Raw genomic sequence first — 22,706 nt, 5'->3', positions numbered from 1 at the left:
AGTCTTCACAATGAAACTGCAATTTACTGCGGCAGCGCTTGCTGCGGCCTTGGTCCTGCCCTTGTCGGCCCAGGCGCAAACGGAAATCCAGTGGTGGCACGCCATGAGCGGACCGCTGGGCGATTGGGTCGGCGACCTCGCCAAGGACTTCAACGCAAGTCAAAAAGAATACAAGGTCGTTCCCACCTACAAGGGCACCTATGGAGAAACACTGACCGCCGGCATGGCGGCGTTTCGGGCCGGCAATGCGCCCGACATCCTGCAGGTGTATGAAGTCGGCACCGCCACCATGATGGCCGCCAAGGGCGCGATCAAGCCGGTCGGCGAAGTCATGACCACGGGCGGCGCCAAGTTCGACAGCAAGGCCTACATTCCGGCGGTGGCGGGCTACTACACGGCGCCCAACGGCCAGATGCTGAGCCTGCCATTCAACAGCTCGACCACGGTTTTTTATTACAACAAGGATGCGTTCAAGGCTGCGGGCATCGACCCCAACAAGGCGCCCACCACCTGGCCCGAAGTGATTCTGGACGCCGCCAAGCTCAAGGCGGCCGGCCATAAGTGCCCGTTCACCACGAGCTGGATGAGCTGGACCCAACTGGAGAGCTTCTCGACCTGGCACAACGTGCTGTTTGCAACGCTGAACAATGGCTTCGGCGGCCCGGCGGCCCGGCTGGTCTTCAACTCGCCATTGCACATACGCCATTTCGACGATCTGTCCGACATGGCCAAGCAGGGCCTGTTCGTCTACAAGGGCCGCGACAACGCGGCCGATGTCTCGTTCCCCTCCGGTGAATGCGCGATGATGACGGGCTCCTCCGGCCTGTATTCGCGCGTCAGCAAGGAAGCCAAGTTTGCCTACGGCATCTCGGCCCTGCCGTATTACCCGGATGTGGCCGGCGCTCCGCAAAACACCATCATCGGCGGTGCCAGCCTGTGGGTGATGGCGGGCAAGAAAGCGGAAACCTACAAGGGCGTGGCGGCGTTCTTCAAGTACCTGTCGCGGCCCGACGTGCAGTCGGCCAGCCACAAGCGCACCGGCTACCTGCCGATCACCACGGCCGCCTACGAACTCACCGACAAGTCCGGCTTCTACAAGGAGCACCCCGGTACCGATGTGGCGGTGACGCAGATGATCCGCAAGACCACGGACAAGTCGCGCGGCATCCGGCTGGGCAATTTCAACCAGATCCGCACCATCATCGACGAAGAAACCGAGCAGATCTGGACCGGCAAGAAAACGCCGAAAGAGGCGCTGGACGCTGCTGTCACACGCGGCAACGAGCAACTGGAGCGGTTCCAGAAAGCCAACAAGTCCTGAAGCATTGCTTTCGTCGACGCCGTCATGACGGCGATTGGCTCCGGCCCTTCCCGCAATGCGGGGAGGGCCTCATAGTTTGATCCATGGAAAAACGCGTCCTTTTCCGTTCCCGGTGGCTACCGTGGGTGCTGCTCGCGCCGCAGGTGTCCGTCATCGCGGTCTTCTTCTTCTGGCCGGCCGGGCAGGCCATGCTCCAATCGTTCCAGCTGCAGGATGCCTTTGGCCTGTCCACCCAGTGGGTGGGTTTCGACAATTTCAGAGACCTGTTCACCGACTCGGCGTATCTGAACTCCTTCAAGATCACCGCGCTTTTCTCCGCGATGGTGGCCGCCCTGGGCATTGGCCTGTCGCTTATGCTGGCCGTTTTTGCCGACCGCATCATCAGGGGCGCGCTGTTTTACAAGACCTTCCTGATCGTGCCGTATGCGGTCGCGCCGGCCGTGGCGGGCGTACTGTGGCTGTTCATGTTCTCGCCCACGCTGGGCGTTGTGGCCTACGCGTTGCGCAGCCTTGGCGTGGACTGGAACTCCCTGCTCAACACGGGCGATGCGGTCGCCCTGATCGTGATGGCAGCGGTGTGGAAGCAGATTTCCTACAACTTCCTGTTCTTCATGGCGGGTCTGCAGTCGATCCCAAAATCGTTGATAGAAGCAGCAGCCATCGACGGCGCACACCCCTGGCGGCGCTTCTGGAGCATCCAGTTTCCCCTCCTGTCGCCGACCACCTTCTTCCTGCTGGTGATCAACATGGTCTACGCCTTCTTCGACACCTTTGCGATTATCGACGCCACCACGCGCGGCGGTCCGGGCCAGGACACGATGATTCTGGTCTACAAGGTCTACAACGACGGCTTCAAGAATGGCGATCTGGGCGGCTCTGCGGCCCAGTCGGTGGTGCTCATGGCCATCGTGATTGCGCTGACCGTGGTGCAGTTCCGCTATGTCGAGAAAAAGGTCCAATATTGATGAAAGCCCTGCATCATGGTTGAACGCAGCCCGTGGCTGACGGTCCTGGCCCACGTGGTGATGGTGCTGGGCCTGCTGGTGGTCGCATTTCCGCTGTACCTGGCATTCGTCGCCTCCTCGCACACCGCACAGGAAATCATCCAGGCCCCGATGCCGCTGCTGCCGGGCGGCCATCTGTGGGAAACCTACAAAACCGCCTTGGTGGGCGGCGGCGACGGCGCCGGCTCTACCGCCCCGGTGGCGCGCATGATGTGGGTGAGTCTGGTCACGGCGCTGGTCATCACGTTTGGCAAGATTGCCATCTCGCTGCTGTCGGCGTTTGCCATCGTCTACTTCCGCTTCCCGTTCAAGAATTTCTTCTTCTGGGCCATCTTCGTCACGCTGATGCTGCCGGTCGAGGTGCGCATCATGCCGACCTACAAGGTGGTGTCCGATCTGGGCATGCTCAACACCTATGCGGGCCTGACCATTCCCCTGATCGCCTCGGCCACGGCCACCTTCCTGTTCCGCCAGTTCTTCCTGACCGTGCCCGATGAGCTGGTGGAAGCGGCGCGCATGGACGGCGCCGGGCCGATGCGTTTCTTCAAGGACATCCTGCTGCCGCTATCCAAGACCTCGATCGCGGCGCTGTTCGTGATCCAGTTCATCTACGGCTGGAACCAGTACCTGTGGCCGCTGCTGGCCACCACCAGCGAGGACATGTACCCGGTGGTGATCGGCATCAAGCGCATGATCGCCGGCGGCGACTCGGCAAACCAGTGGAACGTGGTGATGGCCACCGCCATCCTGGCCATGGTGCCGCCGGCCATCGTGGTCATCCTGATGCAGAAATGGTTCGTCAAGGGCCTGGTTGATACGGAAAAATAAAGATCAAAAATGGCCTCCATTTCACTCAGGAACATCACCAAGCACTACGGCAGCGGCAAGGCGGCGGTGCAGGTGCTGCACGGCGTCAGTGCGGAAATTGCCGACCACGAATTCGTGGTCATCGTTGGCCCGTCCGGTTGCGGCAAGTCCACGCTCCTGCGCATGGTAGCCGGGCTGGAGGAGATCAGCGGCGGCGAAATCGCCATTGGCGCGCGGGTCGTGAATGACCTGGAGCCGGCGGAGCGCGACATCGCCATGGTGTTCCAGAACTACGCCCTGTACCCCCACATGAGCGTGTTCGACAATATGGCCTACGGCCTGAAGATAGCCAGAGTGCCGGCTGGCGAAATCAGGGCCCGGGTCGACAAGGCCGCCGGAATTCTGGAGTTGGCTCATCTGCTGGACCGCAAGCCCCGCGCGCTGTCCGGCGGGCAGCGCCAGCGCGTCGCGATGGGACGCGCCATCGTGCGCCAGCCGCAGGTGTTCCTGTTCGACGAGCCGCTGTCGAACCTGGACGCCAAGCTGCGCGTGCAGACCCGGCTCGAAATCCAGAAGCTGCACCGCGAACTGGGCATCACCTCGCTCTTCGTCACGCACGACCAGATCGAGGCGATGACGCTGGCGCAGCGCATGATCGTGATGAACGCGGGCCGCATGGAACAGTTCGGCACGCCCGAAGAGGTCTACACGCGCCCGGCCACCACGTTCGTCGCCAGCTTCATGGGCTCGCCGCCGATGAACCTGCTCAAGAACGGGCCGAATGCCGCGCTCGGAGGCCCCAGCGGCGCGCTCATGGGCATTCGCCCCGAGCATCTGCAGATCACGCCCTCGGGCTGGGCGCTGCAGGTCGAAACGCTGGAAATGCTGGGCGCGGAGCGGCTGGTGTATTGCCGCATGGGCGGCGAGCCGCTGATCGTGCGCACCGACGAAAGCCAGGCCGCACCGGCCATCGGCGCGACCATTCATGTGACGCCGCGCTTTGACCGCCTGCACTGGTTCGACGCCGCCAGCGGGCAGCGGCTGTAGTCGACGCGATCCGCACCATGTCGCTGCAAACCGTCAGCTTCGAGCTTTGGCCTTACCCGCGCTGGATCGCGCACCGCGGCGCGGGCAAGCTGGCACCGGAGAACACACTGGCCGCGTTCCGGCGCGGGGCCAGTCACGGCTACCGCATGTTCGAGTGCGATGTGAAGTTGTCCAGCGACGGCGTGCCTTTTCTGATGCACGACACCTTGCTCGCGCGCACCACCAACAGCCGCCAGCGGCTGGATGCCGCGGCCAGCGACGTCGGCGGCGAGCACCCCTGGGGCGAGCTCGCGCAGCTGGACGCGGGCAGCTGGCATTCGCGCGCCTTTGCGGGCGAGCCGCTGCCCAGTTTCGAGAACATTGCCCGCTATTGCCTGCGCAACGGCCATTGTTTGAATGTCGAGATCAAGCCCACGCCCGGCGTGGAGCGCCACACCGGCGAAGTGGTCGCCCAGCATGCGGCACGGCTCTGGCGCGACGCGCCCGCGCCGCCCCTGCTCAGCTCGTTCAGCGTTGACGCGTTGCGAGGCGCGCAGGCGGCTGAGCCGCAGTTGCCGCGCGGCCTGCTGCTGGACACGCTGTGGCAGGGGTGGTTTGAGGCCGCCATCGACCTGGGCTGCGTGGCCATCGTCTGCAACCATGCGCTGTGGGACCGCACCAATGTTACGCAGGCCCACAACGCCGGACTGCGTGCCTTAAGCTACACCGTGAACGACGAGTGGGCCGCGCAGCGCCTGCTGGACCTCGGTACCGACGGCATCATCACCGACCGCGTGGATTTGTTCGCACCGCGGGCTTGACGTGACCGGCTCAGTGCCGCCAGCCCCGCGCCATGAGCCACTGACTGCTGGCACAGCCAAGCACCAGCGCCGCATAGGTCGCCATCTTGCCGTCGTGCCCAAAGTACCATAGCCCGAGCAGCAAGGCGGCCGCGCCGACTACGAAATTGATAGCTGCTTGCGCCCACCAGGCAAGGGCTACCGAGCCTTTTCTTGCAAATAACCGGGAAGCCAGTGTCGTGACAATGGCCACGAACAGCGCCGGCGCCACGAAATTGAGCAGTTGAATGAGCAGGTCCAGAGGTCCCATGGTGTTGCGTTTTGTGTGCCAATGGCAGGTCGTTGATCCGGCTCAATACCTGTTCGAGCCACAAATTTTATAATCTAATAATGGCAGTCTGGGCTTTAGGCATCAATCACACGACCGCGCCGCTCGATCTGCGCGGTCGCTTTGCGTTCGCCATCGACCAGATCCAGCCGGCCCTGCATGGGTTGCGCGCATCGCTGGCCCGGCATCCCGAGGTGGCGATCCTGTCCACCTGCAACCGCACCGAAATCTACTGCGCCGGTGAAAGACTGGCGGCGGGCCACGCGCTGGACTGGCTGGCCCGCACGGGCAACGTCTCCCCCGAGTTGCTGCGCTCGCACACCTACACACTGGAAGACGGGCCGGTGGCGCGCCACGCCTTTCGCGTCGCCAGCGGGCTCGATTCCATGGTGCTGGGCGAGGCCCAGATCCTGGGCCAGATCAAGGACGCAGTGCGCGCCGCCGAAGAAGCCGGCGCCTTGGGCACCACGCTGAACCAGCTGTTCCAGCGCTCGTTTGCGGTGGCCAAGGAAGTGCGCACCTCGACCGAAATCGGCGCGCACTCCATCAGCATGGCCGCCGCCGCCGTGCGGCTGGCGGGCCAGTTGTTCGAGGATCTGAGCCAGATCAAGGTCTTGTTTGTCGGCGCCGGCGAGATGATCGAACTCGCGGCCACCCATTTCGCGGCCAGGAACCCGAAGGCCATCGCCATCGCAAATCGCTCCCTGGAGCGCGGTGAAAAACTGGCCAGCCGCTTCGGCGGCGAGGTGATGCGCCTGGCCGACCTGCCGGCCCGCCTGCACGAGTTCGACGCCGTGGTCAGCTGCACCGCGAGCACCCTGCCCATCATCGGCCTGGGCGCCGTGGAACGGGCCCTGAAGGCGCGCCGGCACCGCCCGATGTTCATGGTCGATCTGGCCGTGCCGCGCGACATCGAGATCGAGGTCAAGGCGCTGCAGGACGTGTACCTGTACACCGTGGACGACCTCGCGGCCGTGGTGCAGACCGGCCAGGCGAATCGCCAGGCGGCGGTGGCGCAGGCCGAGGCCATCATCGACGCCGGCGTACAAAGCTTCATGCACTGGATGGACCAGCGCGGCAGCGTGCCGCTGATCCAGCAGCTGAACGCGCAGGCGGACGAATGGCGCGGTGCCGAAATCGCGCGCGCGCGCCGGCTGCTGGCCCGCGGCGAAGATGTCGACGCGGTGCTGGAGGCCCTGTCCAGGGGCCTGACCCAGAAGATGCTGCACGGCGCCATGGCCGAACTGCATGCGGGCGACCACGCGTCCCGCGAACGCGCCAGTGTGGCCATCGAGCATTTCTTTCTTCGCAAAAGCCGTTAGGGGCGCCCCATGAAATCCTTCCTGCGCGCCCGGCTGGAGCGTTACGCTGTCCGTTTGTCGGAGCTGGACTTTTTGCTCTCGCGCGAAGACATCATGCGCGACATGAGCCAGTTCCTGGTGCTCTCGCGCGAGCACTCCGATGTGGCACAGCTGGTGAGCCGCTACCAGCGCTACGTGGCGCGCGAAAACGATCTGGCCGCGGCCCGGGCCCTGCAGGCCGACCCCGCCGTGGACGCTGACATGGCCGAGATGGCGCAGGAGGAAATTGCCTCGGCCGAGACCGAACTGGCGCAATTGCACGCCGAGCTGCAGCGCATGCTGCTGCCCAAAGACCCTGACGACGCGCGCAACGCCTTCGTGGAAATCCGCGCCGGCACGGGCGGCGACGAATCGGCGCTGTTCGCGGGCGATCTGCTGCGCATGTACGCCCGCTACTGCGAGCGCCGCGGCTGGAAGACCGAGATCATCAGCGAGTCGCCCAGCGAACTCGGGGGCTACAAGGAAGTGGTGCTGCGCGTGGTCGGTGACCAGGCCTACGGCGCGCTCAAGTTCGAATCCGGCGGGCACCGCGTGCAGCGCGTGCCGGCCACCGAGACGCAGGGCCGCATCCACACCAGCGCCTGCACCGTGGCCGTGCTGCCCGAGCCGGATGAGCAGGAGGCCATCAAGATCAATCCGGCCGATCTGCGCATCGACACCTACCGCGCCAGCGGTGCCGGTGGCCAGCACATCAACAAGACCGACTCGGCGGTGCGCATCACGCACATTCCGACCGGCATCGTGGCCGAGTGCCAGGACGGGCGCAGCCAGCACAGCAACAAGGCCCAGGCGCTCAAGGTACTCACCGCGCGCATCCAGGAAAAAGACCGTTCCGAGCGCGCCGCGAAAGACGCCGCCGAGCGCAAGAGCCTGATCGGTAGCGGCGACCGCAGCGACCGCATCCGCACCTACAACTTCCCGCAGGGGCGGCTCACCGACCATCGCATCAATCTCACGCTGTACAAGCTGCTCGCCATCATGGAGGGCGACCTGGACGATGTGGTGCAGGCGCTACAGGCCTACGAGGCGGCGCAGCAGCTGGCCGAGCTGGAAGTCGCGAGTGCTTGAGCACCCGCTAACTTTTCATCAAATCGGCCTCTAGCCATTACGCAGTAAGCGCAAGTAGCTACGCTTCTCATAGCAATCGAACGTGACCTCCATCGCCCAAGCGCTGCTCGAAGCCCAGTCCCGCGGCCTGGACCGGCTGGATGCGCAGTTGCTGCTGCTGCACGCGCTGGGCCGCGCCACGCACGACCGGGCCTGGCTGCTCGTGCATGACACCGATGCGCTGCCGCCCGCGGTGGAAGCCACGTTGGACGCCTCGGTGCAACGCCGCTCTAGCGGCGAGCCGCTGGCCTACATCACCGGCCACAGGGAATTTTTCGGGCTCGACCTGCGGGTTGACGCGCGCGTGCTGGTGCCCCGGCCCGACACTGAAACGCTGGTGGAGTGGGCGCTGGAGGTGCTGGACGAGGTATCCGTTCAGTCGAAACCTATGCTGCCCGACGCCAGGGATACCGCGGAACCGGCTTTGCCGGGCCGCTGGTATCGCCCCCTTGAGGGGGAGGCGCCACAGGCGCTTCGGGGGTGTTTCATCTCCGTCATCGACCTGGGCACCGGCAGCGGTGCCGTAGCGCTGGCCCTCAAGCACGCACGGCCCGCTTTGCAGGTCAGTGCCACGGACGCGAGCAGCGACGCGCTGCAGGTGGCTCAAGCCAACGCGCAGCGGCTGGGGTTAGCTATCGAATTCATGCAAGGCTCATGGCTGACACCGGTTCACGGCCGCTACCACGCCATCGTCTCGAACCCGCCCTACATCGCCGCGCAGGACCGGCACCTGATCGATTTGACGCACGAGCCGCTGCAGGCCCTGGCCAGCGGCCACGATGGGCTGGACGACATTCGCCTCATCATCGCGCAGGCGCGTGCGCACCTGCGCCCGGCCGGCTGGCTGCTGCTGGAACACGGCTACGACCAGGCCGGGGCGGTGCGCCAATTGCTTAGCGGCGCCGGCTTCGAGGAAGTGCAGTCCAGGCTGGATCTGAGCGGCATCGAGCGCTGCAGCGGCGGGCGCGCGCCGCGAGCCTGACTCAGCGATTCACATCCACCACCACGCGGCCGCGCACCTTGCCGTCGAGCAGCACGGGCGATTGGGCGATCACCTGCGACAGCCCGATTTCGACCGTCATGCGCTCCAGGGTGGCGCCATCCACATGCTGCGCCAGCAGCCGCCAGGCCTCGGCACGCCTGGCGTTGTCGATGAAGACGCAGTTGATCCCGTACAGCGTCACGCCGCGCAGGATGAAGGGCATCACGGTGCTCGGGAAGTCGGCGCCCTGCGCCAGGCCGCAGGCCGCGACGGCGCCGTTCCAACGGGTTGCGGCGCAGGCGTTGGCCAGGGTGTGGCTGCCCACCGTGTCGATCACGCCGGCCCAGCGCTCGCGCTGCAGCGGCTTACCCGGCGCGGAGAGCTCAGTGCGATCGATGATGTGCGCCGCGCCCAGCGACTTCAGGTAGTCGGCTTCCTGCGGCCGGCCCGTGGATGCGATGACCGAATAGCCAAGGCCCGAGAGCAGTTTGACGGCCACCGAGCCGACCCCGCCGGCCGCGCCGGTGACGAGCACTTCGCCGTCACCCGGCCTCAGGCCATGGCGCTGCAAGGCCATCACGCACAGGGCCGCGGTGTAGCCCGCGGTGCCGATGGCCATCGCCTGCCGGGTTGAATAAGCCTCGGGCAGGCGCAGCAGCCATCCCGCATAGAGTCGCGCCTTCTGGGCCAGGCCACCCCAATGTGTCTCGCCGAGGCCCCAGCCGTTGACGACGACACGGTCGCCGGGTTTCCAGGCGGGGTCCAGGCTCTGCTCGACGACGCCGGCCAGGTCGATGCCCGGCACCAGCGGCCACTTCTTCACGATCGCGCCGCGCCCGGTGATCGCCAGCGCATCCTTGAAGTTCAGGCTCGAGTACTGCACGCGCACCGTCACGTCGCCCGCCGGCAACCGGGCTTCATCCAGCGGCGCCAGCGTCGCAACGGTCTGCTTGTCGTTTTGGGTGAGCAACAGGGCCTGGAACATCGCGGACTCCTTCTAGGACATGGTTGATTGGGTGTCGCTACGCGCGCGGCGATTTCGTTTCGGCCGGGGACCGCAAGGCGGCAAAGTCCTCTTCGAAGAACTCCCACTCGCCCTTCTCGTTGGCGGCGCGGCGCGTGGCTTCTGCATGGCGCAGGTCCACGCGGCGGATCTTGCCGGAGATGGTCTTCGGCAGCTCCGCAAACTCGAGCCGGCGGATGCGCTTGTACGGCGCCAGCTTCACCCGCAGAAAGGTCAGGATGCTTTCGGCCAGCGCTGCCGAGGGGCTGTAGCCCTGACGCAAGGCAACGAAGACCTTGGGCACGGCCAGACGCAGCGGATCGGGGCTGGGCACCACCGCGGCCTCGGCCACGGCTTCGTGCTCGATCGCGACGGATTCCAGTTCGAACGGCGAGATGCGATAGTCCGCGGCCTTGAACACATCGTCGGCGCGGCCCACGTAGGTGATATAGCCGTCGGCATCGCGCGCGGCCACGTCGCCGGTGCGGTACACGCCACCGCGCGTCACCTCGGCATTCTTCTCGCTGTCGTCGAGGTAGCCGCTCATCAGTCCGACGGGGCGCGGATCCAGATGCAGCGCGAGCTCGCCCTCGTCGGCCTGCTGGCCATCGGCATCGATCAGCACGACGCGATAGCCCGGCAGCGGACGGCCCATCGACCCCGCCTTCACCGGCTGCCCCGGCGGGTTGCCGACCTGGGCCGTGGTTTCCGTCTGGCCATACCCGTCGCGCACCGTGATGCCCCAGGCCGTCTTGATCTGCTCGATGACCTCGGGGTTCAGCGGCTCGCCGGCGCCGATCAACTCACGGATGTGCAGACGGTCGCGATGCGCAGCGAGATCCTCCTGGATCAGCATGCGCCACACCGTCGGGGGCGCGCACATCGTCGTCACCTGGAATTTTTCCAGCACGCCGAGCAGCGCCGGCGCGTTGAAACGCGTGTAGTTGTAGATGAAGACGCAGGCACCGGCATTCCAGGGCGCGAAGAAACAGCTCCACGCGTGCTTGGCCCAGCCGGGCGATGAGATGTTGAGGTGGATGTCGCCGGGCTGCAGGCCGATCCAGTACATCGTCGACAAATGACCCACCGGGTAGCTCTGGTGCGTGTGCAGCACGAGTTTGGGCTGGGACGTGGTGCCGGAGGTGAAATACAGCAGCAAGGGATCGCTCGCGCGGGTCGCGCCGTCCGGGCTAAAGCCGGCCGGAGCCTGTATCGAATCGGCAAAATCCAGCCAGCCGCTAACGGCTTTGCCGACGCATACGCGGGTGTAGCTGCCCGGCACATCGGCGAATTTCTCGACGTTCGCCGCGCCCACGATCGCGTGCTTGACGTCGCCGCGCAGCATCCGGTCGCGCAAGTCCTGCGGCGTCAGCAGGTTGGAGCAGGGAATCAGCACCACGCCCAGCTTGATGCAGGCCAGCATGCTCTCCCACAGCGGCACCTCGTTGTTCAGCATGAGGAGAACGCGGTCGCCGCGCCGCGCGCCCTGCGCGCGCAGCCAGTTCGCCACCTGGTTCGAGCGCGCCGACATCTGCGCGAACGAGAGCTTGCGCTCCTCCCCCGACTCCTCGACGATCCACAGCGCGGGCCTGTCGTTGCCCGCCGCCATGCGGTCGAAGTGGTCCAGCGCCCAGTTGAACTCGGTGAGCTCGGGCCATTTGAAATCGCGGTAGGCGGTGGCGTAGTCGGTGCGGTGCGCCAGCAGGAAGTCGCGGGCTCGCAGGAAGGCGTCGGCGGCGGTCATTGTGTCTCCTTCAATATCATGGGGTGAACTGGAACTTTACTCCGCCGGCGCGGGCAGCTCAAACGCCTTCGGTCGCGACCAGCAGGGATTTGGCCGTGCGCGCACGGATGGCGCGCAGCGGCAGGTACTCGGGCGAGTCCCACCAGGTTTTGAGTTGGGCCATGCTCGGGAATTCGAGCAGCACCCAGCGGCCGGGTGCCTCGCCCTCCAACACTTCCGTGGCGCCGCCGCGGGCAATGGAGCGCCCCCCGTACGCCTCTATCGTGGCGGACACCTTCTGGCTGTATTCCTCGTATCCGATGCCGTCGACGACCTCGACGTGGGCGACTACATAAGCGACCATGGCTGCTTCTCCTGGGTGGGTGGTGACTCCCTGATTGTCGTGCGTCCGGCGCGCCAGCAAATCAGGTCCAATAGGGATATGGAAAACCCGCACGACATCGAACAGCGCCTGACCGATCTGGAGATCAAGGCCACCTTCACCGAAGACCTGCTGGAGCAGCTGGACCAGGTCATCGTCCGTCAGCAACAGCAAATCGACCTGCTGATTCGCGAGATCGGCCATCTGCGCCAGCCCGCCACCGATGGGCAGCCCGGCGCGGCGCGCAACCTGCGCGACGAGCTGCCGCCGCATTACTGAGCGCTCGCCATTTCGCCGACAATCGCGGGTTGATCAAAGGTTTAACTTCATGACCCCCAGCCCCTCCGACGCCCCTGTCCTGCCAGATGCATCCACGCCCCCCGAGGCTTCGGCCAAAAAACCGGGACGCCTGCCTTCCGCCCGGCCCGTGCTGGAAAAACTGTTCGAGCTGTATCCGCACCTGTTCGGCGCCGAGTTCCTGCCGCTCAAGCTCGGGATCTTTCAGGAACTGCTGGCCGCGCATCCCGAGCATTTCTCGCGCGACGCGCTCAAGGCCGCCCTGGGCGTGCACACACGCTCCACGCGCTACCTGCAAAGCGTGGCTGCGGGCAAGCCGCGTCACGACCTGACCGGTGTGGCCGTGGAACCCGTGGCCCCCGAGCATGTCTGCCTGTCCGTGCTGGAACTGTTCCGCCGCAAGCAGGGCCGGACCCCCGAAGATCTGCGGCCGAAGTTTCGCGCGCAGCTCCTGCGCGCGTTCGAGGCCTCCGGCCTGACGCCCCAGGAGTACCGGGCCAAGGTCCAGACGAGCGATGCGCGCGCCAACGCCCTGCTGGAGGAAGCGTTTGCCGAATACGACCAGCAGCGCGCCAGGCAGGAAGCCCTGTGCCGGGCGCTGGAGAGCAGCGGCAAGACCCCTGCGGAGTTTGCCGAGATGTACGGCCTGAACCCGCGCGACGTGACCGCGGCGCTTGAGCGCCAGCGCCGCCAACAGGCTCCAGCCGCCCCGCTCTGATATTGCGCCGACAGCGCAGACGCTGTCAGGCCATGGCGCCATGCCCTTGAAGCATTCCACCCCGGCCAGCCGCCTTTACCTGGCCGGCGCCATCATCCTGATCGGGGGCCTGGTCGCCGCCGCGCTGGTCTATTTCCTGGCGGCGAACCCCGCCGACACGAACGCTGCCGGCTACAACATCGTGGGCGGAAACACCTACGCCCTCACGCTCGCGGAATCGACGCGCGAACTGCAGGAGGTCGAGCGCCTCGGCGGCCAGTCCGCCGTCCTGGTGCTCGAATTCCACCGCCGGTTTTTGTCGCTGTGGCATGGGCGGCGCCTGGCGTACACGCTGGCGCTGCTGTCCGCCGCGGTCGCACTGCTGTGCTTCCATATCGCGGGATTGATGGGGGAAGATGTTGGGGATTGAGTGCTTCGTGACGGACGGGTGTCATGAGTTTTATTGCGAAACTACCGAGAGTCATTTAGGGCTCTGGACCTTACTGGGTATTCGTAGTTAGCTACTGATTTAATAGCGATCAACTCTTTGAACCGCCTTCGGTACTCGTCGACCAAAACGGTCAGTTTCCTGCCGTTGGGGGGTCCATACAGGGTTAGTCGTCAGTGAGCGGGCCCGACACGGAGGCGGTAGCTTTCATTGTCAATGGCCGCATGAATGCAGCGAGTGTGAGCGTACTGCGGCAACGCGGCGAGTAGCGCCTGAATTTCAGCTCTCTTGGTTTCCAACATTCGGCAGCCGAGAATTACTGACGTTACCGCCTGGGCCGGAAAACTGAAGAGATGGATTGCCTCCGGCCCCGTTCCTATGACATGCGACGCGTCCGCGAGCGGCACAATCATTCTCCATTCGGCTTCGTACTCCCACTCGACACCCTTCATCAGGAAGGCCGAACCATCCTCAACTTCTGAAAGTGTTAGAGAGGGCCGCTTGGAACCGTAAGTCACCTGACGTAGATGCCTAAGCTCGTCATCTTCGGAGACGCACCGGTTGAAGAACGGTGAAGTCTCATCGAACTGCACGACGAACCCTCTATGAGAATCTGCGTAGTGCGCCCACATGAGAAGACTCTTCGGGGACTCGGACAAGCAGAGCACGCCAAGAAGCTCCTCCAGCTTTCGCGCCATCGTCTCCTGAAGGAGCGGCATCATTTGCGCCGATGCGCCATTGAGGCTCTTCTGGATAGCAGGCAACTGCGCTTTAAGGAAGGCCTGCAGCGCTTCTTCCGAGACTAGAGCGCGAAGCTCCGCGGGCAACTGGGCGAGTTCCTCGGCAAGGACACGTGGGAGCGCCCGCTGCAGATCTGCTGCCGCGTATTCAGGAGTGGCGAGCGCTGCGAGATGTGGCTTGAGCTCGAAGGGATCGTTCAGGACAGCCGGCGACGAAAAGCGAATGCACTGGTTGCGTAGAACGTCAGTTCGGTCAGGATGCAGGTACTTGTAGAGAGGCATTGTCTGACGGCTAACGTGATATAGATCGTCGGATATTCTGGGACCGCAGTTTATCCGACAGGATGGAAAACTGGATTGAAACTATCGCGCAGGCTTGACGTGGCGCGTCATCGCGCCGCGAGACCGGGCACCAGGTAGATTCACTTATCGCGTGCTTGCACAGACCCGCTAGCCTTGTCTTCCCGTAGCAACCGCATCCCCAACAGCGTGTAGCGGGTGCTGGCTGCATTCCAGTTCCGGAACGAGCAGCGCGCATACAGGGCCCACGTGTGCCAGGACCCGCCGCGGCGCACGCGCACCGAGCCTGATGCCGGTCCCTGCGGATCATCCACGGGCGAGGTCTTGTAGTAGGTGTCGCCATACCAGTCCGACACCCACTCCCAGGCGTTGCCGAGCATGTCGTGCAGCCCGAACGCGTTGGCAGGAAAGCTGCCGACGGGCGCCGTGAAGGCAAAGCCGTCGTGCCCCTTGAGCGCAAAGGCCTGCCAGCGCGGCCAGTAGGTGGCCGCGTCGGCGTCGAAGGTGTTGGCGATGTGCGTGAGGGCCTGCGGGTCGTCGCCGTTGGGGTAGCGGGCGGGGGTGCCCGCGCGGCACGCGTACTCCCACTCCGCCTCGGTGGGCAGGCGGTACACGGCGCCTTCCTTGTTGCTCAGCCACTTTGCCAGCGCGACCGCGTCGTTCCAGGTCACGTTCAGCACCGGGTGGTCGTCCCCTTGGGGGAAGCCCGGGTTGCGCCAGCTGTAAATGGGGTTGCGGCCTTCGAAGGCGTCGCCGCGCTCCGTTTTGGACGGGTCGTAGGCCGCGTTGTAGCCGTAGCCGCCCGTGCCGTCGGCCACTGATTCAGGCGTGTAGCCCGACAGCGCCAAGAACCGGGCGAATTGGCCCACTGTGACTTCATCCTGCCCCAGGTAAAAGGGCCGCGTGATGCGCACGCGGTGCCGGGGCGCTTCGTCGTACAAATCCACAAAGCGCTGGTGCTCGTAGGCCGGATAGCTTGACGCGAGCGCGTCGGGCGCCTCATCGCTGCCCATCGTGAATTCGCCGGCGGGCACGCGCACCAGCTTCATGCCGAGCGTGTTTTCGATCACCTCGGGGCTGGCTTGGCCCGGCGTTGGCGGGCTCGGCGCCTGCGCCCAAGCTCCCGGGCCGGCAAACCACGCAAGAATGAGCAGCAGGCGGGCGACGGCGGCGCGCCGCGTATCAGTGGTGGTGGCCATGCTCACCGTGCACGTGCCCATGCGCCACCTCCTCTTCGGTGGCAGCGCGGACCTCGGTCACGGTGAGGTTGAAGCGCAAGACCTTGCCGGCAAAAGGGTGGTTGCCGTCGAGGAAAACCTTGTCGCCCTTGATTTTCATGACGGTGAAGGCGTGTTCGTGGCCATCCTCGCCCCGGCCCTGCAACTGGCCGCCGACCTTCACGCCAGGCGGAAACTGGGTCTTGGGAATGGTCTGCAGCAGGCTCTCGTCGCGCAGGCCGAAGGCGTCCTGCGGCTGCAGTTCAACGCTGGTCTGGTACTGCGGCTCTTTCCCTTCGAGCGCTTCCTCGATCTTTGGGAAGGTGTTGCCGTAGCCGCCGTGCAGGTAAACCATGGGCTCGTGGCTTTCCTCGAGGAGCTTGCCGGCGGCGTCCAGCACCTTGTAGCGCAGCGTGACGGCGGTGTTTTTTTCGATTTTCATGGGGCGTATTCCGATGCAGGGGTCATTATCAGGGTGGTATTGTGCCGGCGCGGCATCGCTGCGCCGAACGTGAAATAATCGGCTCCATTGAACTTGTTGGAACCAGGAGTAAGACAACATGAGTGACGCACAACAACGCATCGACGAATTGGTCAAGTCCAGCGAGGTGCTGCTGTTCATGAAGGGCAACGCCAATTTCCCGATGTGCGGCTTTTCGGGCCGTGCCATCCAGATCCTCAAGGCCTGCGGCGTGGACCCCAAGGACGTGAAGACGGTGGACGTGCTCGGCGACGAGGGCATCCGCCAGGGCATCAAGGAATACAGCAACTGGCCCACCATCCCGCAGCTCTACGTCAAGGGCGAGTTCGTGGGCGGCGCCGACATCATGATGGAGATGTACGAAAAGGGTGAGTTGCAGCAGGTGCTGGGCCAGCCGGCCGCCTGACCTCCCCGGGTTCCCTCCTGACCTGCGCCGGCTTGCCGGCGCCACGCACAGCCACCCTCGGTGGCTGTTTTTCTGGCCGCTACACTTTGGGCAAGATCTGTCGCCGCATCGGCGCCGGCGCCTTCCCGCCATGAGCCTGAGCCAAAGCCTGTTCATCATTGCCCTGTTGATTGCGGTCAGCGCGTTTTTCTCGGTGGCCGAGATCTCGCTGGCGGCCTCGCGGCGCCTGCGTCTGCGCCAGATGGCCGACGAGGGCGACGCGCGGGCCAGCAAGGTGATGCGCGCGCAGGAGCAGCCCGGGCATTACTTCACCGTGGTGCAGATCGGCCTGAATGCCATCGCGATTCTGGGCGGGATCGTCGGCGAAGGGGCCTTGAGCCCGCATTTCAGCGGTCTTTTCGGGCTGTGGCTGGCGCCCGAATCGGCCCGGACCGGCGGTTTCATCGCCTCGTTCGCGGTGGTGACCTCTCTGTTCATCCTGTTCGCCGACCTGGTCCCCAAACGCATGAGCATGACGCAGCCCGAACGGCTCGCGGTGCTGGTGGTCGGGCCGATGCAGGTCTGCGTCTCGCTGCTCAAACCGGTGGTCTGGCTCTACAGCAAGGGCGCCGACTGGATGGTGCGCGGTTTTGGCCTGCCGGCACAGCGCGACGACCGCGTGACCTCCGACGACATCCTGGCCCTGACCGAAGCCGGCGCCCAGGCCGGCGTGCTGGCGCGGCGCGAACAGCAGGTGATCGCCAATGTGTTCGAGCTCGACACGCGCACCGTGGAGAGCGTCATGACGCCGCGCGAGCGCATCGCCTGGTTTTTGCGCGACGAGCCCGACAGCGTGGTGCGCGCGCGCATCGTGGCCCAGCCGTTTTCCACCTACCCGGTCTGCGACGGCGCGATCGACCATGTGCTGGGCTACGTGGACGCCAAGGACATGTTCCAGCGCGTATTGACCCAGCAGCCGATTCCGCTGACGGACGAGAGCCTGCTGCACAAGGTGCTGATCGTGCCCGACCGCCTGACGCTGTCCGAGGTGCTGGAGCAGTTCAGACAGGCGCATGAGGACTTTGCCGTGATCGTCAACGAGTACAGCCTGGTGGTGGGTGTACTGACGCTGAACGACGTGATGAGCACGGTGATGGGCGACCTGGTCTCGCCGCCGGACGAAGAGCAAATCGTGCGCCGCGACGAAAATTCGTGGCTGATCGACGGCGTGGCGCCGGTGCAGGATGTGCTGCGCGCTTTGGGGCTGGACGCGCTGCCGCACGACGAAGAATACGAAACCCTGGCCGGCTTCCTGATGGTCATGCTGCGCCGCGTGCCCAAGCGCACCGACAAGGTGACCTGGGGCGGCTACACCTTCGAAGTGCTCGATGTGGACAGTTTCCGCATCGACCAGGTCATGGTGTCGCGACTCGAACCGCCTCGTCCCTGAAGTCCCAGCGCCGGGTGGCGCCCAGCACCGCGTCGGGATACGGCGCCAGGCCGCGCGAGCCGTTGTAGCGGCCCAGCGCCAGGAACAGGTTGCCGCGCTCGCGGTCCAGGTAGTGGCGCAGGATGACGCAGCCAAAGCGCAGGTTGGTCTGCATCTGGAACAGCTTGCTGGCGTCGCCGTCACCGATCAGGCGCGCCCAGAACGGCATGACCTGCATGTAACCGCGCGCGCCCACGCTGGAGACGGCGTACTTGCGGAAATTGCTCTCCACCTGGATCAGGCCGAGCACCAGCGACGCATCGAGTCCCGCGCGGTGGCTCTCGTACCAGACGGTTTGCAGGAATTCCTTGCGCACCCGCCAGTCGGGCTTCGCCTTGCGCAGCCGCTCGCTCATGGCCCCGAGCCAGCGCAGGTACACCAGGCGCGATGCGGTGTCGCTGAACTCGGGAACGGGCGGCGCCTGGTTGGCCACCGCCGAGCCCAGCGCGGTGCGCACCGAATCGGCGAGCGGCTCCTCGACCTGGCCGCCGGCCATGGAAAACTCTGATTTTGATAGCAACAAAGCGCCGACTGATAAGGACAAAAGGCAGTTTCGCCTTGTAATGCCTTGACCCGCCGACGCGAATGCCATCGCAGCGCTCATTTTTGCAGCCGAGCGCTCAAGAAGGCCACCATGTCATGCACGCCGACCTTGGTCGCGGCCGCGTCGCGGCGGTGCTGGTATTCGAGCTGGCCTTCTTTGAGGCCGCGGTCGCCGATGGTGATGCGGTGCGGCACGCCGATCAGTTCCCAGTCGGCAAACATGGCGCCAGGGCGCTCGCCGCGGTCGTCCAGCAGCACATCCACTCCCGCGGCCAGCAGTTCCTCATAGAGCTTGTCGGCGGCCGCCTTCACATCGGGGCTGCGATCCGGGCCGATCGGGCACACCACCACGGTGAACGGCGCGATCGCATCGGGCCAGATGATGCCGCGCTCGTCGTGATTCTGCTCGATGGCGGCGGCCGGCAGCCGGGTGATGCCGATGCCGTAGCAGCCCATCTCCATGAACTGCGGCTTGCCGTTCACATCCAGAAAGGTGGCATTCATCGCGCGGCTGTATTTGGTGCCGAGGTAGAACACGTGGCCGATCTCGATACCACGCTCGATCGCCAGCACGCCACGGCCGTCGGGCGAGGCATCGCCTTCGACCACGTTGCGCAGGTCGGCCACCAGCGCGGGCTCGGGCAGGTCGCGGCCCCAGTTCACGCCGGTGAGGTGGAAGTCCGGCGCGTTGGCGCCGCAAATCCAGTCGCTCATGACCACCACCTCGCGGTCGGCCACGATTTTCACGGGCTTCTTGAGCTTGATCGGGCCCAGATAGCCGGGCTCGCAGCCAAAGTGCTCGTCGATCTCGGCCGCGCTGGCGAAGCGAAAGCCCGCATCCAGCCCCGGCACCTTGCCGACCTTGACCTCGTTCATGCCATGGTCGCCGCGCAGCAGCAGCAGCCAGACCTGGCTCCCGGTGGCTTCGCCCTGCTCGTTGACCGGGTCGGTGGCCAGCACCAGCGACTTGACCGTGGTCGACAGCGGCACGCCCAGCAGCTCGGCCACGGCGGCGCAGGTGCTCTTGCCGGGAGTCGGCGTCATGGTCATGGCTTGCGTTGCTGCCGGGCGCGGGCCGGCCGGCGCCAGCGCCTCTGCCTTTTCCATGTTGGCGGCGTAATCGCTGCCCGGGCAGTAAACGATGGCGTCCTCGCCGGTGGCGGCGATCACCTGGAATTCTTCCGAGAGGTCGCCGCCAATCGCGCCGCTGTCGGCCGCCACCGCCCGGTAGGTCAGGCCGAAACGGTCGAAAATCCGCCGGTACGCCTGCGCCATCACCTGGTAGCTGGTCTTGGCCGCGGCGGGGTCGCGGTCGAAGCTGTAGGCGTCCTTCATGGTGAATTCGCGCCCGCGCATCAGGCCAAAGCGCGGCCGGCGTTCGTCGCGGAACTTGGTCTGGATCTGGTAGAAGTTCCTGGGCAGCTGTTTGTAGCTTTTGATCTCCTGGCGCGCGATGTCGGTGATCACCTCCTCGCTGGTCGGTTGCACCACATAGTCGCGCTCGTGCCGGTCCTTGATGCGCAGCAGCTCCGGCCCCATCTTCTCGAAGCGGCCGGTTTCCTGCCAGAGCTCGGCCGGCTGCACCACCGGCATGCTCAGCTCCACGGCGCCGGCGCGGTTCATTTCCTCGCGCACGATGGCCTCCACCTTGCGGATCACGCGCAGCCCCATGGGCATGTAGCTGTAAATGCCGGCGCCGAGTTTTTTGATCATGCCGGCGCGCGTCATGAGCTGATGGCTGACCACCTCGGCGTCGGCAGGAGCTTCCTTGAGCGTGGAAATGAAGAACTGGGAGGCTTTCATGCTTGTTTTGGGAGACGCCGGGGGCTTGGCCCCTTGATGCACGCGGTACGCTGTGCATAATGGTCTCAGTTTAAAAATTTGGGGTTTGATTATGCTTGACCGGGAAGGCTTTAGGCCCAACGTCGGCATCGTCCTGCTCAACCAGAGAAATCAGGTGTTCTGGGGCAAGCGTATCCGCAGCCACTCCTGGCAGTTTCCGCAAGGTGGCATTGACCGGGGAGAAACCCCCGAGCAGGCGATGTTCCGTGAGCTGCAGGAAGAAGTGGGGCTTCTGCCGGATCATGTGCGCGTGGTGGCCCGCACCCGTGACTGGTTGCGCTACGAGGTGCCAGACCGGTACATCCGCCGCGATGCGCGCGGATTCTACAAAGGCCAGAAACAGATCTGGTTTCTTCTGCAACTGGTCGGCCACGACTGGGACTTGAACCTGCGCGCCACGAATCATCCGGAATTCGACGCCTGGCGCTGGAACGACTACTGGGTGCCGCTCGATGTGGTGGTGGAATTCAAGCGCGGCGTGTACGAGATGGCCTTGACCGAACTGGCGCGCTTTCTGCCGCGCCACGATCACCGCAACCGCTACCTGCGCGGCGGCATGCGCACGCGCGAGCATGAGCTTCATGAGCCCGAGCGCGAGCCGGGCGCCACGTTCGAGTTGCCGCCAGGGGCCACGTTCGAACCCGACCCGCAAGCCGACTATCCGCAGACACCACCACCGCCAAAAGGCACGCATGCGACGTCTTGAACAGCTGGCCGTGGCACTGCTGGCATGCGTGGCGTGCAGCGCCTTTGCGCAGCTGGCAGCGGAAAACCCCGACTGGAAAGAAATACAGGTGCCGCCGGCGCCCGCCTTCAGCACCCGCCGGCTCGTTGTGCTGGATCTGGGCGCCAATCAGGCGCTGAAATTCGGGGTCGATCCGGCTACCTTGTCCATCTCGAAAGATGGCGTGGTGCGCTACGTCGTGGTGGCGTCCAGCGCCAGCGGCGCGACGAATGCCATGTACGAGGGCATTCGCTGCGCCACGGGCGAGTTCAAGACCTATGCACGTGCCACGACCAGCGGCACCTGGAACACGGTCGAGGACCCGCAGTGGCTCTCCCTGTACGCCAACCTGCCGTCCAGGCACGCCCTGGCGCTGGCCGAGCAGGGCGTGTGCAATGGCAAGGCGCCCGCCAACTCCGTTGAAGCCATCCTTCGCCAGCTGAAAAACCCCCAGCAGCAGTACGAACGCCGCTGACCCCGCGCAGCCCCGGGTTACCGGGTCAGCACCAGGTTGTCGCGGTGCACCATTTCAGGCTCGGCCGCGTAGCCGAGCAGTGTTTCAAATTTGCTGGACGCCTTGCGGCAAATCAGGCGCGCCTCGGCGCTGGAGTAGTTGGCCAGGCCGCGCCCGACCTCGACACCCGCCGCGTCGCGCACCGCAATCACGTCGCCGCGCGAAAAATCGCCCTCCACGCCCGTCATGCCGATCGGCAGCAGGCTCTTGCCTTCGTCACGCAGCTTGGCGGCCGCGCCGCTGTCGACGGTCACGGCGCCGCGCAGCAGCAGGTGGTCCGCCAGCCACTGCTTGCGCGCCTGAATCTTGTGGGTTTGCGCCACCAGCAGCGTGCCGATGGCCTCGCCTTTTGAGAGTCGCACCAGCGCGTCCGGCTCGCGCCCCCAGGCGATCACGGTCGAGGCGCCCGAGCCTGCGGCCCGCTTGGCGGCCAGGATCTTGGTGATCATGCCGCCGCTGCCGATGCTCGAGCCGGCACCGCCCGCCATGACCTCCAGCGCCGGATCCCCCGCCTTGGCCTCGTGCACGAACGTGGCCGCCGGGTCCTTGCGCGGATCGGCCGTGAAAAGCCCCTTCTGGTCGGTCAGGATGATCAGTGCATCGGCCTCGATCAGGTTGGCGACCAGCGCGCCCAGCGTGTCGTTGTCGCCGAACTTGATTTCGTCGTTGACCACCGTGTCGTTTTCGTTGATGACGGGCACCACGCCGAGGCGCAACAGCGTCAGCAGGGTCGAGCGCGCGTTCAGGTAACGCTCGCGGTCGGCCAGATCGGCATGGGTCAGCAGCACCTGGGCGCTGCCCAGGCCGTTCTCGCGCAGCTTGGTCTCGTACATCTGCGCCAGGCCCATTTGCCCGACGGCGGCGGCCGCCTGCAACTCATGAATCTCACGCGGCCGCTTGACCCAGCCCAGGCGCTTCATGCCCTCCGCGATGGCGCCGCTGGACACCATCACGACCTCGCGTCGGTGCCCGGCCGCGCCGGTGCGCGTCGGCGTGCCCCGCTCCAGTCCGTGTACCAGCGCCGCCAGCTGACGGCACCATTCGCCGATCGCGGCTTCATCGAGGCCACGCCCTTCGTTGGTCACCAGGCTGGAGCCGACCTTGACGACAATGCGCCGTGCATCGCGCAATACGCCTGTGTTCTTTTTATTCATCATTTTGGCCTGTAGCCCTTACCGCATCTGC

At 65.2% G+C, this 22,706-nt stretch carries 25 protein-coding genes; 15 read left to right on the top strand and 10 right to left on the bottom strand.

The annotated features are described in order from the left end of the window. Window positions 1–10 precede the first annotated feature (10 nt). The 5 genes from ugpB (at window position 11) to ugpQ (ending at window position 4,979) form a co-directional block, all read left to right on the top strand. Window positions 11–1,321, top strand: coding sequence for a sn-glycerol-3-phosphate ABC transporter substrate-binding protein UgpB (gene ugpB, locus EUB48_RS04670; RefSeq protein WP_142817833.1), 1,311 nt, complete (start codon window positions 11–13; stop codon window positions 1,319–1,321). A gap of 83 nt (window positions 1,322–1,404) precedes the next feature. Then, window positions 1,405–2,286: a sn-glycerol-3-phosphate ABC transporter permease UgpA gene (ugpA, locus tag EUB48_RS04665; protein ID WP_142817832.1), complete on the top strand. Its 882-nt coding sequence runs from the start codon at window positions 1,405–1,407 to the stop codon at window positions 2,284–2,286. Between the two features lie 15 nt (window positions 2,287–2,301). Then, window positions 2,302–3,153, top strand: coding sequence for a sn-glycerol-3-phosphate ABC transporter permease UgpE (ugpE, locus tag EUB48_RS04660; RefSeq protein ID WP_142817831.1), 852 nt, complete (start codon window positions 2,302–2,304; stop codon window positions 3,151–3,153). A 9-nt stretch (window positions 3,154–3,162) separates the two neighbouring features. Next, window positions 3,163–4,179 carry a sn-glycerol-3-phosphate import ATP-binding protein UgpC gene (locus EUB48_RS04655; RefSeq protein WP_142817830.1) on the top strand — a complete coding sequence of 339 codons (1,017 nt, stop codon included), beginning with the start codon at window positions 3,163–3,165 and terminating at the stop codon, window positions 4,177–4,179. Between the two features lie 17 nt (window positions 4,180–4,196). Beyond that, entirely contained in the window at window positions 4,197–4,979 is a 783-nt protein-coding gene (gene ugpQ, locus EUB48_RS04650) for a glycerophosphodiester phosphodiesterase (protein WP_142817829.1), read from the top strand. Window positions 4,980–4,989: 10 nt separating this feature from the next. Here ugpQ and EUB48_RS04645 read toward each other — a convergent pair whose 3' ends face one another. Next, the gene (locus EUB48_RS04645) at window positions 4,990–5,268 is read right to left on the bottom strand and encodes a hypothetical protein (protein WP_142817828.1); all 279 of its coding nucleotides are present in this window, start codon (window positions 5,266–5,268) and stop codon (window positions 4,990–4,992) included. A gap of 80 nt (window positions 5,269–5,348) precedes the next feature. Between EUB48_RS04645 and hemA the strand changes: the two genes are divergently transcribed. The 3 genes from hemA to EUB48_RS04630 all read left to right on the top strand — a co-directional run bounded on the left by hemA (window position 5,349) and on the right by EUB48_RS04630 (window position 8,736). Further along, window positions 5,349–6,608 (top strand): glutamyl-tRNA reductase, encoded by a 1,260-nt coding sequence (gene hemA / locus EUB48_RS04640; RefSeq protein WP_142817827.1) that lies wholly within the window; start codon window positions 5,349–5,351, stop codon window positions 6,606–6,608. 9 nt (window positions 6,609–6,617) lie between these two features. Beyond that, window positions 6,618–7,715: a peptide chain release factor 1 gene (gene prfA / locus EUB48_RS04635; RefSeq protein ID WP_142817826.1), complete on the top strand. Its 1,098-nt coding sequence runs from the start codon at window positions 6,618–6,620 to the stop codon at window positions 7,713–7,715. An 82-nt stretch (window positions 7,716–7,797) separates the two neighbouring features. After that, a complete protein-coding gene (locus EUB48_RS04630) occupies window positions 7,798–8,736 on the top strand; it encodes a HemK/PrmC family methyltransferase (protein ID WP_142817825.1) in 939 nt (312 codons plus the stop codon). A gap of 1 nt (window position 8,737) precedes the next feature. Here the strand turns inward: EUB48_RS04630 and acuI are convergent, their stop codons facing one another. The 3 genes from acuI to EUB48_RS04615 are packed head-to-tail and all read right to left on the bottom strand — an operon-like array spanning window position 8,738 to window position 11,826. Next, complete coding sequence (acuI, locus tag EUB48_RS04625; RefSeq protein ID WP_142817824.1) at window positions 8,738–9,721, bottom strand: acrylyl-CoA reductase (NADPH); 984 nt, start codon at window positions 9,719–9,721, stop codon at window positions 8,738–8,740. Window positions 9,722–9,758: 37 nt separating this feature from the next. Continuing rightward, window positions 9,759–11,483 (bottom strand): AMP-binding protein, encoded by a 1,725-nt coding sequence (locus EUB48_RS04620; RefSeq protein WP_142817823.1) that lies wholly within the window; start codon window positions 11,481–11,483, stop codon window positions 9,759–9,761. Window positions 11,484–11,541: 58 nt separating this feature from the next. Beyond that, window positions 11,542–11,826 carry a DUF1330 domain-containing protein gene (locus tag EUB48_RS04615; protein ID WP_142817822.1) on the bottom strand — a complete coding sequence of 95 codons (285 nt, stop codon included), beginning with the start codon at window positions 11,824–11,826 and terminating at the stop codon, window positions 11,542–11,544. A 78-nt stretch (window positions 11,827–11,904) separates the two neighbouring features. Between EUB48_RS04615 and EUB48_RS04610 the strand changes: the two genes are divergently transcribed. The 3 genes from EUB48_RS04610 to EUB48_RS04600 are packed head-to-tail and all read left to right on the top strand — an operon-like array spanning window position 11,905 to window position 13,268. Next, complete coding sequence (locus tag EUB48_RS04610; protein ID WP_142817821.1) at window positions 11,905–12,123, top strand: SlyX family protein; 219 nt, start codon at window positions 11,905–11,907, stop codon at window positions 12,121–12,123. Between the two features lie 49 nt (window positions 12,124–12,172). Next, complete coding sequence (locus EUB48_RS04605; RefSeq protein WP_142817820.1) at window positions 12,173–12,859, top strand: ProQ/FINO family protein; 687 nt, start codon at window positions 12,173–12,175, stop codon at window positions 12,857–12,859. Between the two features lie 40 nt (window positions 12,860–12,899). Next, window positions 12,900–13,268, top strand: coding sequence for a hypothetical protein (locus EUB48_RS04600; RefSeq protein ID WP_142817819.1), 369 nt, complete (start codon window positions 12,900–12,902; stop codon window positions 13,266–13,268). Window positions 13,269–13,459: 191 nt separating this feature from the next. On the opposite strand, the gene EUB48_RS04595 is transcribed toward EUB48_RS04600, so the two are convergent. The 3 genes from EUB48_RS04595 to EUB48_RS04585 form a co-directional block, all read right to left on the bottom strand. Next, on the bottom strand, window positions 13,460–14,308 hold the full coding sequence (locus tag EUB48_RS04595; RefSeq protein ID WP_142817818.1) for a DUF2971 domain-containing protein: 849 nt from the start codon (window positions 14,306–14,308) through the stop codon (window positions 13,460–13,462). Window positions 14,309–14,448: 140 nt separating this feature from the next. Continuing rightward, window positions 14,449–15,525, bottom strand: a complete 1,077-nt coding sequence (locus EUB48_RS04590; RefSeq protein ID WP_142817817.1) for a formylglycine-generating enzyme family protein — start codon at window positions 15,523–15,525, stop codon at window positions 14,449–14,451. Beyond that, complete coding sequence (locus EUB48_RS04585; protein WP_142817816.1) at window positions 15,509–15,985, bottom strand: FKBP-type peptidyl-prolyl cis-trans isomerase; 477 nt, start codon at window positions 15,983–15,985, stop codon at window positions 15,509–15,511. Before EUB48_RS04585 ends, EUB48_RS04590 begins: the two co-directional genes overlap by 17 nt. 118 nt (window positions 15,986–16,103) lie before the next feature. Between EUB48_RS04585 and grxD the strand changes: the two genes are divergently transcribed. Continuing rightward, window positions 16,104–16,430, top strand: a complete 327-nt coding sequence (grxD, locus tag EUB48_RS04580; protein WP_142817815.1) for a Grx4 family monothiol glutaredoxin — start codon at window positions 16,104–16,106, stop codon at window positions 16,428–16,430. A gap of 130 nt (window positions 16,431–16,560) precedes the next feature. After that, window positions 16,561–17,859 carry a polyamine export protein PaeA gene (paeA, locus tag EUB48_RS04575; RefSeq protein ID WP_142817814.1) on the top strand — a complete coding sequence of 433 codons (1,299 nt, stop codon included), beginning with the start codon at window positions 16,561–16,563 and terminating at the stop codon, window positions 17,857–17,859. Here paeA and EUB48_RS04570 read toward each other — a convergent pair. Both EUB48_RS04570 and EUB48_RS04565 read right to left on the bottom strand, forming a co-directional pair. Beyond that, on the bottom strand, window positions 17,825–18,502 hold the full coding sequence (locus EUB48_RS04570) for a transglycosylase SLT domain-containing protein (RefSeq protein WP_142817813.1): 678 nt from the start codon (window positions 18,500–18,502) through the stop codon (window positions 17,825–17,827). The two genes, paeA and EUB48_RS04570, sit on opposite strands and share 35 nt — an antisense overlap. Further along, window positions 18,499–20,244, bottom strand: coding sequence for a proline--tRNA ligase (locus EUB48_RS04565; RefSeq protein WP_142817812.1), 1,746 nt, complete (start codon window positions 20,242–20,244; stop codon window positions 18,499–18,501). Before EUB48_RS04565 ends, EUB48_RS04570 begins: the two co-directional genes overlap by 4 nt. Window positions 20,245–20,335: 91 nt before the next feature. Here EUB48_RS04565 and EUB48_RS04560 point away from each other — a divergent pair, with 91 nt between their 5' ends. Together EUB48_RS04560 and EUB48_RS04555 are read left to right on the top strand one after the other, a co-directional pair. Further along, complete coding sequence (locus EUB48_RS04560) at window positions 20,336–20,989, top strand: RNA pyrophosphohydrolase (protein ID WP_077563271.1); 654 nt, start codon at window positions 20,336–20,338, stop codon at window positions 20,987–20,989. Then, complete coding sequence (locus EUB48_RS04555; protein WP_142817811.1) at window positions 20,976–21,482, top strand: CNP1-like family protein; 507 nt, start codon at window positions 20,976–20,978, stop codon at window positions 21,480–21,482. The genes EUB48_RS04560 and EUB48_RS04555 overlap by 14 nt, the downstream gene beginning before the upstream one ends. A 17-nt stretch (window positions 21,483–21,499) precedes the next feature. On the opposite strand, the gene proB is transcribed toward EUB48_RS04555, so the two are convergent. Beyond that, complete coding sequence (proB, locus tag EUB48_RS04550; protein ID WP_142817810.1) at window positions 21,500–22,675, bottom strand: glutamate 5-kinase; 1,176 nt, start codon at window positions 22,673–22,675, stop codon at window positions 21,500–21,502. Between the last annotated feature and the right edge of the window lie 31 nt (window positions 22,676–22,706).

The sequence above is a fragment of the Rhodoferax sediminis genome, assembly GCF_006970865.1.
GTDB classification, from domain to species: Bacteria; Pseudomonadota; Gammaproteobacteria; order Burkholderiales; family Burkholderiaceae_C; genus Rhodoferax_A; species Rhodoferax_A sediminis.
The sequence above is the reverse complement of the archived record's forward strand: the minus strand, read 5'-3'. Positions and strand labels throughout refer to the sequence as shown.